Origin of the sequence: Streptomyces boetiae, from assembly GCF_031845405.1 — a bacterium.
GTDB classification, from domain to species: Bacteria; Actinomycetota; Actinomycetes; order Streptomycetales; family Streptomycetaceae; genus Streptomyces; species Streptomyces boetiae.
The window spans coordinates 72,263-84,448 of sequence record NZ_JAVREN010000014.1 but is presented as its reverse complement, the minus strand read 5'-3'; the positions used below and the strand labels follow the sequence as shown (position 1 = coordinate 84,448).

8 protein-coding genes are annotated in these 12,186 nt (G+C 71.1%); all 8 read left to right on the top strand.

Translation table 11 applies throughout. The annotated features are described in order from the left end of the window. Positions 1–155: 155 nt before the first annotated feature. The 8 genes from RM780_RS12250 to RM780_RS12215 all read left to right on the top strand — a co-directional run bounded on the left by RM780_RS12250 (position 156) and on the right by RM780_RS12215 (position 12,184). Entirely contained in the window at positions 156–2,222 is a 2,067-nt protein-coding gene (locus tag RM780_RS12250; RefSeq protein ID WP_311630680.1) for an ABC transporter family substrate-binding protein, read from the top strand. Positions 2,223–2,369: 147 nt separating this feature from the next. Beyond that, positions 2,370–4,238 carry a translational GTPase TypA gene (gene typA, locus RM780_RS12245; protein WP_311630679.1) on the top strand — a complete coding sequence of 623 codons (1,869 nt, stop codon included), beginning with the start codon at positions 2,370–2,372 and terminating at the stop codon, positions 4,236–4,238. A 345-nt stretch (positions 4,239–4,583) separates the two neighbouring features. After that, on the top strand, positions 4,584–6,188 hold the full coding sequence (locus tag RM780_RS12240) for a peptide ABC transporter substrate-binding protein (RefSeq protein ID WP_311630678.1): 1,605 nt from the start codon (positions 4,584–4,586) through the stop codon (positions 6,186–6,188). A gap of 106 nt (positions 6,189–6,294) precedes the next feature. Then, on the top strand, positions 6,295–7,224 hold the full coding sequence (locus tag RM780_RS12235; protein WP_311630677.1) for an ABC transporter permease: 930 nt from the start codon (positions 6,295–6,297) through the stop codon (positions 7,222–7,224). Next, positions 7,217–8,206 carry an ABC transporter permease gene (locus RM780_RS12230; RefSeq protein ID WP_311630676.1) on the top strand — a complete coding sequence of 330 codons (990 nt, stop codon included), beginning with the start codon at positions 7,217–7,219 and terminating at the stop codon, positions 8,204–8,206. Before RM780_RS12235 ends, RM780_RS12230 begins: the two co-directional genes overlap by 8 nt. 127 nt (positions 8,207–8,333) lie before the next feature. Further along, positions 8,334–9,326 (top strand): ABC transporter ATP-binding protein, encoded by a 993-nt coding sequence (locus RM780_RS12225; RefSeq protein ID WP_311630715.1) that lies wholly within the window; start codon positions 8,334–8,336, stop codon positions 9,324–9,326. Then, entirely contained in the window at positions 9,319–10,347 is a 1,029-nt protein-coding gene (locus tag RM780_RS12220) for an ABC transporter ATP-binding protein (RefSeq protein WP_311630675.1), read from the top strand. The genes RM780_RS12225 and RM780_RS12220 overlap by 8 nt, the downstream gene beginning before the upstream one ends. 196 nt (positions 10,348–10,543) lie before the next feature. After that, positions 10,544–12,184, top strand: coding sequence for a peptide ABC transporter substrate-binding protein (locus tag RM780_RS12215; protein WP_311630674.1), 1,641 nt, complete (start codon positions 10,544–10,546; stop codon positions 12,182–12,184). Positions 12,185–12,186 lie beyond the last annotated feature (2 nt).

Sequence of the window (12,186 nt, the reverse complement as noted above, 5' to 3'; positions counted from 1 at the left end):
GCGGGGTCAGCGACCGCTCAGCGCTGAGCCGTTCGGGTGGGCGCCGGGCGGCCCTGCGCCGTGTCGCCGCAGCCCGGCGGCCCGGTTCGCCTTCAGTGGCGCTGAGAAATGTGATCAGCGTGTGATCAGCGCGCCGGTGGAGCCGGAGGTACGGAATGACGGCCATCCCCTGGAGAACGGGCCCGCGGTTCGCCCGCCGCGCCGCGGCGGGCGCCCTGGGCGCCCTCCTCCTTCTCCCGCCGCTCGCGGCCTGCACCGGCGGCGAGGAGCGCGGCACCGGCCAGAACGCCGCCGCGCAGTCCCTCGCGCTGGCCCGCCGCGGCCAGCTGAAGAGCGGCGGCTCCGCGACCTGGGGCGTCGACCGGCTCCCCGCCACCCTCAACGCCTACCAGTTCGAGGCCGACGAGGTCACCGACCAGGTCGCCGCGGCCGTTCTCCCGATGCTGTTCACCGTGGACGCCCAGGGCCGCCCGCAGCTCAACCCCGACTACCTGCGCTCCGCCGAGGTCACCGGGCGCGAGCCGAAGCAGACGGTCGTCTACACCCTGCACCCCGACGCCGAGTGGAGCGACGGAACGGCCCTGGGCGCCGCCGACTTCGTCTCCCAGTGGAAGGCGCTCAACGGCGAGGACAAGGACTTCTGGTCCGCGCGCAACGCCGGCTACGACCGCGTCGAGAACGTCACCGAGGGCCCCGGCCGCGACCAGGTCGAGGTCACCTTCGCCAAGCCCTACGCCGACTGGAAGTCGCTCTTCAGCCCCCTCTACCCGCGCTCCGTCACCGGGGACGCCGACCGTTTCAACGAGGGCGCCCGCACCGAACTCCCCGCCTCGGCAGGGCCGTTCGAACTGAAGAAGCGGGACGGGAAGGCCGGGACGATCACCCTGGCGCGCAACGACTCCTGGTGGGGCGACCCCGCCCTGCTCGACCAGCTCGTGCTGGCCGCCGTGCCCCCGGCCGGGCGCCGCGAGGCGCTGCTGGAGGGCCGCCTCGACATCGCCGAGGTGGCCCCCGCCGACGCCGACCGCATCACCGCCGCGGCCGGGGCCCCGGCCGCCCCCGCCCGCCGCGAGGAGAACCGCGACGACGCCGCGGGCGGGGACGGCACGGGCGCCGCGGCCGTCGAGGCGCTGCACGGCCTGGCCACGGCCCGGCTGGCCGGCCGGGGCGAGCGGGCCGCCGCCGAGGCGTACGCCCGCGCGCTGGCCGAGCGCGACCGGGCCAGGGAACGCGCCTTCGCCACCCGCGAGGAGGCGGACCGCGAGCGGCTGCGGGGCTTCACCGTCCACCGCGCCTACGACGCCTCCGCCACCCACCTCGCGCTGAACGGCTCCTCGCCCGCGCTCTCCGACGAGCGCGTCCGCTGGGCCGTGGCCCGCGCAGTGGACCGCGCCGAACTGGCCGAGCGGGTCCACGAGCCGGCCGGGCTGCCCGCCCGGACCCTGGGCAGCCACCTGCGGGTCCACGGCCAGGCCGGGTACGAGGACAACAGCGACGCCCTCGGCGAGACCGGCGCCGAGGCGGCGGGTGCGCTGCTGGAGGAGGCCGGCTGGCAGCACGGCGAGGCCGAGGCCCGGGAGAACGGCCGGGCGGAGGACAAGGAGAAGGACCGGGCCGAGGGCGGGGACAACGACCGGGCCGGCGCCGCCGACGACGGGCGCGCCCCCGCCGGACCCCCGGCCGTTCCCGTCCGCGCCAAGGACGGCGAGTCGCTGGAGCTGCGCTTCGTCCTCCCCGACGGCGCCGCCGCCAACCACCTGCGCGCAACCGGCCGCCGCATCGTCGAGATGCTCGCCGAGGCCGGGGTGAAGGCCCGCATCGACAAGGTCGAGGCCAAGGAGTTCTTCTCCGGCCACATCGCCCGCGGCGCCTTCGACCTCGCCCTCTTCTCCTGGCCCGCCACCGCCTACCCCGCCACCGACGCCGCGCCCCTGTTCGCCAAGCCCCGCACCCTGCCCGGCGGCGAGCAGATGATCGAGCAGAACTACACCCGCGTCGGCACCGACTACATCGACCAGCTACTGGCCCAGGCCGCGGGCGAGCTGGAGGAGAAGGAGCACGACCGGCTCCTCAACCGCGCCGACGCCCGCATCTGGGCCGCGGCCGGGTCCATCCCCCTCTACCAGCGTCCCCAGCTCGTCGCCGTGCGCGAGGACCTGGCCGGGGCGGGGGCCTTCGGCCTCCAGACCCCGCGCTACCAGGACATCGGCTACCGGCGCTGAGCCCCGCTCCCGCCCCGCGCGGGGCGGGAGCGGCGCCCCGTACGATGACGGGTGAGGCCGGTGCCACGGCCCCGCTCCGCCGGGCGGATCCCACGCCGGCCCCCGGCCGAGCCCGACCGCCACGAGCCCGGGAGAAGCACCCCCGCCATGCCCACGCGCCATGACATCCGCAACGTCGCCATCGTCGCCCACGTCGATCACGGCAAGACCACGCTGGTCGACGCCATGCTCCGGCAGGCCGGCGCCTTCGCCGCCCACCAGCACGTGGACGAGCGGGTGATGGACACCGGCGACCTGGAGCGCGAGAAGGGCATCACCATCCTCGCGAAGAACACCGCCGTCCGGTACCACCCCAAGGGCGGCGGCGCCCCCGTCGTCATCAACATCATCGACACCCCCGGCCACGCCGACTTCGGCGGCGAGGTGGAGCGCGGCCTGTCCATGGTGGACGCCGTCGTGCTCCTGGTCGACGCCTCCGAGGGCCCGCTGCCGCAGACCCGGTTCGTGCTGCGCAAGGCGCTGGCCGCCCGGCTGCCGGTGATCCTGTGCGTGAACAAGACCGACCGCACCGACGCCCGGATCTCGGACGTGCTGAACGAGACCTACGACCTCTTCCTCGACCTGGAGGCGGACGAGGAGCAGATCGAGTTCCCCATCGTCTACGCCTCCGCGCGGGCCGGGATCGCCTCTCTGACCCAGCCGGCCGACGGGACCGTCCCGGACGACAGCGACAGCCTGGAGCCGTTCTTCTCCACGATCCTGGAGACCGTTCCCGCCCCGGTCTACGAGGAGGACGCCCCGCTCCAGGCCCACGTGACCAACCTCGACGCCGACAACTTCCTCGGCCGCATCGCCCTGTGCCGCATCCGCCAGGGAACGCTGCGCAAGGGGCAGACCGTCGCCTGGCTGAAGCGGGACGGCAGCTCCCAGAACGTCCGTGTCACCGAGCTGCTGATGACCGAGGCCCTGACCCGCAAGCCCGCCGAGGTGGCCGGGCCCGGGGACATCTGCGCGGTCGCCGGCATCCCCGACATCATGATCGGCGAGACCCTGGCCGACCCGGAGAACCCCGTCCCCCTGCCGCTGATCACGGTGGACGAGCCGGCCATCTCGATGACCATCGGCACGAACAACTCCCCGCTGGTGGGCCGCGGCGGCAAGGGCCACAAGGTCACCGCCCGGCTGGTGAAGGACCGCCTGGACCGCGAGCTGGTCGGCAACGTCTCGCTGCGGGTGCTGCCCACCGAGCGCCCGGACGCCTGGGAGGTGCAGGGCCGCGGCGAGCTGGCGCTGGCCATCCTGGTCGAGACGATGCGCCGGGAGGGCTTCGAACTGACCGTCGGCAAGCCGGAGGTGGTCACCCGCACCATCGACGGCGCGGTCCACGAGCCCGTGGAGCGGATGACCATCGACGCCCCGGAGGAGCACCTGGGCGCGATCACCCAGCTGCTGGCCTCCCGCAAGGGCCGCATGGAGACGATGACCAACCACGGCTCGGGCTGGGTGCGGATGGAGTTCCTCGTGCCCTCCCGCGGCCTGATCGGCTTCCGCACCGAGTTCCTCACCGAGACCCGGGGCACCGGCATCGCGCACAGCATCTTCGAGCGGCACGAGCCCTGGGCCGGGGAGCTGCGCACTCGCAAAAGCGGTTCGCTGGTCGCCGACCGCGCGGGCGTCGCGACCGCCTACGCCATGCTCAACCTGCAGGAACGCGGAACGATCTTCGTGGAGCCCGGCACCGAGGTGTACGAGGGAATGATCGTCGGGGAGAACTCCCGCTCCGACGACATGGACGTGAACATCACGAAGGAGAAGAAGCTCACCAATATGCGGGCCTCCACCGCGGAGACCACCGAGAACCTGGTCCCCCCGCGCCGGCTTTCGCTGGAGCAGTCCCTGGAGTTCTGCCGCGAGGACGAGTGCGTGGAGGTCACGCCGAACGAGGTCCGCATCCGCAAGGTGGTCCTCGACCAGCGGGAACGTGCCCGCGCGACCGCCCGCGCGAAGCGGAGCTGAGCGCGCGGGGGGCGCACGCCGACGGGGCGCGTTTCCCGTTCGCAGCCGCCTAGCGCTCGCGTGCGCCCGGCGTCGCTCCGCCCCTTCCGTCCGGTATCCGGACTTCGAACCGCCTCCTGTGGGGGTTCGGTCCGGATACCGGAGAGCGTTCGCCCCGAATTTGTCCGATTTTGGGCGTTCTTGCCTCCTCATCTTCATCAAAATGAAATGACGGACCGGTGGTTCCGGGGTGGCCTCATGCCCAATAGTTGGGGGCGTTGCCATCCGGGCGTGGTTGACGCGTGTAGATTCACCGCCCGTCCCGGGGCTCCCAGCATCGAGAAGAAGTACTGAGGAGGCATACCCATGCGTGCTGCGCGCGGCGCCCAGTGGGTCGCAGGTGCAATAGTCGTGGCCCTGGCCGCGTCCGCCTGCGGCGGAGGGGGTGGGGACGATTACGAGAGCTTCGTGCGGGTGAGCAGCGGCGAGCCGCAGAACCCGCTCATCCCCACCGACACTCACGAGCAGTACGGCGGGCTGGTGATCCAGAACCTCTTCGCCAAGCTGGTCGACTTCACCGACGAGGGCGAGCTGGAGTACATCGCCGCCGAGTCCGTGGAGCCCAACGAGGACAGCACCGTCTGGACGATCCGGCTACGCGAGGGCTGGACGTTCCACGACGGCACCGACGTCACGGCGCAGAGCTACGTGGACGCGTGGAACTGGGCGGCCAACGTCACCAACGAGCAGACCAACGCCCCGTGGTTCGTGGACATCGCCGGCTACGAGGACGTTCACCCGGACGAGGAGGGCGCCGCCCCCACGGCCGAGACGATGTCCGGCCTGACGGCCGTCGACCCGCTGACCATCCAGGTCGAACTCAACGCCCCCCTGTCGTACTTCGACTACAAGCTGGGCTACGAGGCGTTCACCCCGCTGCCCGAGTCCTTCTTCGAGGACCCGGAGGCCTTCGGTGAGAACCCGATCGGCAACGGCCCCTACGAGTTCACCGAGTGGACCCACAACGAGCGCGTGGTGCTGACGCGTTACGAGGACTACGCGGGCGCCGACGCCGCGCAGAACGACGGCGTCGTCTTCCAGCACTACAACGGCCTGGACACCGCCTACCAGGACCTGGTCGCGGGCAACATCGACGTCATGGACGAAATCGGCCCGCAGGACCTGCCGGTCTACCAGGACGACCTCGGGGACCGCGCCGTCGCCCAGGACTACAACGGCATCCAGACCATCGTCCCGGCCTGGTACAACTGGGGCGGGCGTCCCGACCCGCGCGTGCTCCAGGGCATCTCGCTGGCCATCGACCGGGAGACCATCACCCGCACGGTGCTGCACGACTCCGCCCGCCCCGCCGACAGCTTCGCCCCCAACGGCGTCTTCGGCTACCAGGAGGGCATCGGCGACGAGTTCACCCAGTACGACCCCGAGCGCGCCCGGGACCTCGTGGAGGCCGGCGGCGGCGTCCCGAACGACCACCTGATGATCCAGTACAACGCGGACGGCCCGCACCAGGAGTGGGTCGAGGCCGTGTGCGGCAACATCCGCGAGAACCTGGACATCGAGTGCACCGCCGACGTGATGACCGACTTCCAGGCGGACCTGAACGCCCGTGACGCCAACGAGGTGCAGAGCATGTACCGCGGCGGCTGGCTGCAGGACTACCCCCTGAACGTCAACTTCATGAGGGACCTGTACCAGTCCGATGCCGCGGCCAACTACGGCCGGTTCACCAACGAGGAGGTGGACCGCCTCTTCGCCGAGGGCGACGCCGCCCCCACGCTGGAGGAGACCGTCGCCGCCTACCAGGAGGCCGAGGAGGTCCTCTGGCAGGAGATGCCCGCGATCCCGCTGTGGTTCCAGAACGTCAACGGCGGCTTCTCCGAGCGCGTCGAGAACGTCCGGTTCACCACCAACGGCCAGCCCGTGCTGACCGAGATCACCGTCACCGGCTGACCGGCGGCACCACCGGGGCCGGCGGGCCGTTCCCCCCAGGGGAGCGGCCCGCCCGCCCCGTCACCCACCCCCACGCACACCCCTCCATACGGAACAGGGAGGAAGAATGGGGCGCTACGTCGCCAGGCGACTGCTCCAGATGATCCCGGTGTTCATCGGCTCCACCCTCGTCATCTTCCTGATGATGTACTCGCTCCCCGGCGACCCCATCCGGGCGCTGTGGGGCGAACGGGCCCCCGACGAGGCCCAGATGGCGCTGATCCGGGAGAGACTCGGCCTGGACGACCCGCTCCTCGTGCAGTACTGGAACTACCTCACCGGCATCTTCCAGGGGGACTTCGGCCGGCAGATCGGCACCCGCCGCGAGATCTACGACGTCATCTCCGAGGCCCTGCCCGCCACGCTGCGGCTGACCGGCCTCGCGCTGCTGATCACCGCGGTCGTCGGCGTCGGCATGGGCCTGATCGCCGGCCTGCGCGCGGGCGGCAAGACCGACCGCGGCATCCTCTTCGTGACCCTGCTGCTGATCTCCGTGCCGGTCTTCGTCATCGGCTACGTCTACCAGACCTACTTCGGCCACCGCCTGGGCTGGATGGAGCCGGTGGTGCAGGACGACCAGGACTTCGCGCAGCTCTGGCTCCCGGCGCTGGTGCTCGCCTCGCTCTCCCTGGCGTACGTGGCGCGGCTGACCCGCACCTCCATCGTGGAGAACCGGCGGGCCGACTACATGCGCACCGCCCGCGCCAAGGGCCTGCCGGCCCACCGCATCGTGGGCGTGCACCTGCTGCGCAACTCGATGATCCCCGTGGTCACCTTCCTCGGCGTGGACCTGGGCAACTTCATGGCCGGGGCGGTCGTCACCGAGGGCATCTTCAACATCAACGGAATCGGCAACGCCGTGTACAGGGCGTTGGCGGCTCGTGAAGGTGCCACCGTCGTCGGCATCGTGACGTTCATCATCGTCGTGTACCTCTTCATCACCCTCATCGTGGACCTGCTCTACGCGGTCCTGGACCCGAGGATTCGCTATGCCTGAGACCGCGGACCTGCCCGGCGCCCCCGGAACGCCCGCCGCGTCGCTCGCCAAGGGCGCCGTCCCCGCCCAGACCGCCCCCGCCGGGCCGGCCGCCGCCGAGGCGGGCCCCGCGCCGGGCAAGCCCCGCAGCCTGTGGTCGGACGCCTGGTACGAGCTGCGGCGCCGCCCGACGTTCCTCGTCTCGGCCGCCGTCATCGTCCTGCTGCTGCTGATCGCGGCCTTCCCCGGCTGGTTCACCTCCGCCGACCCCCGGTTCGGCGACCTGGAGGGGCACTACCTCCAGGACCCCCAGCTCACCCACTTCTTCTCGCCGGAGTGGCTGGGCTACAACCAGCAGGGCCAGAGCATCTACGCCCGCATGATCTACGGGACCCGCTCCTCGATCGTCATCGGCATCTCGGTGACGGCGATCGTGCTGGTCTTCGGCGGCCTGCTGGGCATGATCGCGGGCTTCTTCGGCGGCTGGGTGGACGCCGTCCTCTCCCGCGTCACCGACATCTTCATGGGCATCCCCTTCCTGCTGGGCTCCATGGTCGTGCTGGTCTCCTTCGACGAACGCTCGGAGCTGACCGTCACGCTCGCCCTGGCGTTCCTGGGCTGGACGGTCGTCGCCCGCGTCATGCGCGGCTCGGTGATCTCCGTGAAGCAGGCCGACTACGTGGCCGCCGCGCGCTCCCTGGGCGCCGGCACCTGGCGGCTGATGCTGCGGCACGTCCTGCCCAACGCCATCGCCCCGGTGATCGTGGTGGCGATGGTCGCGCTCGGCGGCTACATCACGGCCGAGGCGGTGCTCTCCTACCTGGGCCTCGGCCTGACCGAGCCGGCCATCTCCTGGGGCGGCGACATCAACCGCGCCCAGGACCAGATCCGCGTCGCGGAGCACGTGCTGCTCTTCCCGTCGATCCTGCTGAGCATCACCATCCTGTCCTTCCTGATGCTGGGTGACGCCGTGCGTGACGCCCTGGACCCGAAGCTGCGCTGAGGGAGAAGAGGGAGAAACGCGCGTGTCCACCGATCTCACCAAGACCAGCGCCCAGACCGGCGACCCGGCGACGGGCCCCGCCGAGGCCGCCTCGCCCGGCGAGGAGGGCCCGCAGTCCTCCGCGCCCCTGCTCGAAGTCCGCGACCTGCACGTGGAGTTCCGCACCCGCGAGGGCGCCGCCCGCGCGGTGAACGGCGTCAGCTACTCCGTGGACGCCGGGGAGACCCTCGCCGTGCTCGGGGAGTCCGGCTCCGGCAAGTCCGTCACCGCCCAGACCATCATGGGCATCCTCGACACTCCGCCCGGCCGGGTCACCGGCGGGCAGATCCTCTTCCGCGGCCAGGACCTGCTGCGGATGAGCGAGGAGCAGCGCCGCCGCGTGCGCGGCGACAAGATCGCCATGATCTTCCAGGATGCGCTCTCGGCGCTGAATCCGGTGCTGTCGGTGGGGTTTCAGTTGGGGGAGATGTTCCGGGTGCATCGGGGGCTGTCGCGTCGGGAGGCGCGGTTGCGGGCGGTGGAGTTGATGGACCGGGTGCGGATTCCTGCGGCGAGGGAGCGGGTGAATGACTATCCGCATCAGTTTTCGGGGGGTATGCGGCAGCGGATCATGATCGCGATGGCGTTGGCTCTGGAGCCGGATCTGATCATCGCGGATGAGCCGACGACGGCTTTGGATGTGACGGTGCAGGCTCAGGTGATGGATCTGCTGGCGGAGTTGCAGCGTGAGTTCCGGATGGGTCTGATCCTGATCACGCACGATCTGGGTGTGGTGGCGGATGTGGCGGACCGGATCGCGGTGATGTACGCGGGGCGGATCGTGGAGACGGCTCCGGTGAAGGAGTTGTACGCGCGCCCGGCGCACCCGTATACGCGGGGCCTGCTGGATTCGATCCCGCGGCTGGATCACAAGGGGCGGGAGCTGTACGCGATCAAGGGCCTGCCGCCCAGCCTGACCGCCATCCCCTCCGGCTGCCCCTTCAACCCCCGCTGCTCCCGGGCCCGCGACATCTGCCGCACCGACGTGCCGCCGCTGGTCCAGGTCACCGAGCCGGACGGCGAGCCGGTCCCCGGCCGCGCCAGCGCCTGCCACTTCTGGAAGGAGACCGTCCATGGCTGAGCCCATCCTCCAGGTGCGCGACCTGGTCAAGCACTTCCCGCTCACCCGCGGCATCCTCTTCAAGCGCCAGGTCGGCGCGGTCCGCGCCGTGGACGGGGTCTCCTTCGACCTGCACCGGGGCGAGACCCTGGGCATCGTCGGGGAGTCCGGCTGCGGCAAGTCCACCGTCGCCAAGCTCCTGATGAACCTCGAACGCCCCACCTCCGGGCAGATCCTCTACAAGGGCGAGGACATCACCCGCCTCTCCGGCCGGGCCCTGAAGGCCGTGCGGCGCAACATCCAGATGGTCTTCCAGGACCCCTACACCTCGCTCAACCCCCGGATGACGGTCGGGGACATCATCGGGGAGCCCTTCGAGATTCACCCCGAGGCCGCTCCGAAGGGCAGCCGGCGGCAGAAGGTCCGCGAGCTGCTGGACGTCGTCGGCCTGAATCCCGAGTACATCAACCGCTATCCGCACCAGTTCTCCGGCGGCCAGCGCCAGCGCATCGGCATCGCCCGCGGCCTCGCGCTCAACCCCGAGATCATCATCTGCGACGAGCCCGTCTCGGCCCTCGACGTCTCCGTGCAGGCCCAGGTCATCAACCTGATGGAGCGCCTCCAGAACGAATTCGACCTGGCGTACCTCTTCATCGCGCACGACCTGTCGATCGTCCGGCACATCTCCGACCGGGTCGGCGTGATGTACCTGGGCAGGATCGCGGAGATCGGCACCGACGCCGAGATCTACGACCGCCCCACCCACCCCTACACCCAGGCGCTGCTCTCCGCCGTCCCCCAGCCGGACCCGGAGGCCCGGGACACGCGGGAGCGCATCCTGCTCAGCGGGGACGTTCCCTCGCCGGCGAACCCGCCCTCGGGCTGCCGTTTCCGCACCCGCTGCTGGAAGGCGCAGGACCGGTGCGCCGAGGAGACCCCGCTGCTGGCCGTCCCCGAGGCGCTGGCCAAGGCCGAGGACGGCGCCGCCCACGCCTCGGCCTGCCACTTCGCGGAGGTCAAGGACGTGGTGCACGCCGCCTGACCCCCGCGGCACGGCCCCCGGGCCGGGCCCGGACCCCACCCCCGAGCCGGGGCGGGGCCCGGGCCCGGCCTTCCGTCATATGGGGGTATTTTCCGTAAAACTCCGCGCGTGGCGGGGACGGCGGCCCCTCTCCCGGGGGACCCCGGGGTTCTGATGGTGCTTCACGCGACCCCCCGCGTCCCGAGGAGGCACCCCGATGCGATCCCGCTTCCGACGCCTGGCCGGCCCGCTGGGCCCCGCCCTGGCCCTGGTCCTGGCGGCCACGGCCTGCGGCGGCGGCGGTGGCGACGGCGGGGGTGGCGGCGACGGCATCGTCCGCGCCTCCTGGGGCGACCCCCAGCACCCGCTGGAGCCCGCCAACACCAACGAGGTGCAGGGCGGCAAGGTCCTCGACATGATCTTCCGCGGCCTCAAGCGCTACGACCCGGAGACCGGCGAGGCCGAGAACGCCATGGCCGAGTCCATCGAGACCGAGGACCAGCAGAACTTCACCGTCACCATCGAGGACGGCTGGACCTTCCACGACGGCACCCCCGTCACCGCCCAGTCCTACGTCGACGCCTGGAACTACGGCGCCCACCTCGACAACGCCCAGATCGGCAGCTACTTCTTCCAGTTCATCGACGGCTACGCCGAGGTCCACCCCGACGAGGAGAACGCGAGCGCCACCGCCGACACCCTCAGCGGCCTGCGCGTGGTGGACGAGCGCACCTTCACCGTCCGCCTCAGCGAGCCCTTCTCGCTGTGGCCCGAGACGCTGGGCTACGCCGCCTACGCGCCGCTGCCCCGGGCGTTCTTCGACAACCACGACGCCTGGCTGGAGAAGCCCGTCGGCAACGGCCCCTACCGCGTGGACTCCTACCGGCGCAGCCAGAGCATGAACCTGGTGCGCTACGGCGAGTACGCCGGGGACGACCGCGCCCGCAACAACGGCGTGGAGCTGCGGGTCTACACCGACAACAACACCGCCTACACCGACCTCCAGGCCGGCAACCTCGACGTCATCGACGACGTCCCCGCCTCCCAGCTGGGCAACGCCGAGGCCGACCTGGGCGACCGCTACATCAACCAGCCCGCCGGCATCCTCCAGACCGTCGCCTTCCCCCTCTACGACCGGGACTGGCAGGGCGAGGACGGCCGCAAGCTGCGCCAGGGCCTGTCCATGGCCATCAACCGCGAGGAGATCACCTCCCGCATCTACCACGACACCCGCACCCCGGCCTCGGACTTCACCTCCCCGGTGCTCGGCGAGGCCGGCGGCTACCGACGCGGCCTGTGCGGCGAGGCCTGCGAGTACGACCCCGAGCGCGCCCGGGAGCTGATCGAGGAGGCCGGCGGCCTGCCCGGCGGCCGGGTCACCATCACCTCGAACGTCGACACCGGCTCCCACCGCCAGTGGATGGACGCCGTCTGCAACAGCATCAACAACGCCCTGGACGACACCGGCGCCTGCACCGTCAACCCGGTGCCGACCTTCGCGGACTTCCGCAACAAGATCACCAACCGGGAGATGACCGGCATGTTCCGGGCCGGCTGGCAGATGGACTACCCCCTCATCCAGAACTTCCTCCAGCCGCTCTACTACACCGACGCCTCCTCCAACGACGCGGCCTACAGCAGCGAGGAATTCGACGAGCTGGTCGACCGCGCCAACTCCGAGTCCCAGGAGGAGGACGCGATCCGCCTCTTCCAGGACGCCGAGGAGGTCCTGGCCCACGACCTGCCCAACATCCCGCTGTGGTACCAGAACGGCACCGCGGGCCACTCCGAGCGGGTCAGCGACGTCAGACTCAACCCCTTCTCCGTGCCCGTCTTCACCGACATCAGGGTCAGCTAGTC

Bases quoted from the DNA above. Each gene is read 5' to 3' on its own strand.
- RM780_RS12250 (WP_311630680.1), top strand. From the start codon at position 156: ATGACGGCCATCCCCTGGAGAACGGGCCCGCGGTTCGCCCGCCGCGCC.
- RM780_RS12230 (WP_311630676.1), top strand. From the start codon at position 7,217: ATGCCTGAGACCGCGGACCTGCCCGGCGCCCCCGGAACGCCCGCCGCG.
- RM780_RS12235 (WP_311630677.1), top strand. From the start codon at position 6,295: ATGGGGCGCTACGTCGCCAGGCGACTGCTCCAGATGATCCCGGTGTTC.
- RM780_RS12215 (WP_311630674.1), top strand. From the start codon at position 10,544: ATGCGATCCCGCTTCCGACGCCTGGCCGGCCCGCTGGGCCCCGCCCTG.
- RM780_RS12220 (WP_311630675.1), top strand. From the start codon at position 9,319: ATGGCTGAGCCCATCCTCCAGGTGCGCGACCTGGTCAAGCACTTCCCG.
- typA (WP_311630679.1), top strand. From the start codon at position 2,370: ATGCCCACGCGCCATGACATCCGCAACGTCGCCATCGTCGCCCACGTC.
- RM780_RS12240 (WP_311630678.1), top strand. From the start codon at position 4,584: ATGCGTGCTGCGCGCGGCGCCCAGTGGGTCGCAGGTGCAATAGTCGTG.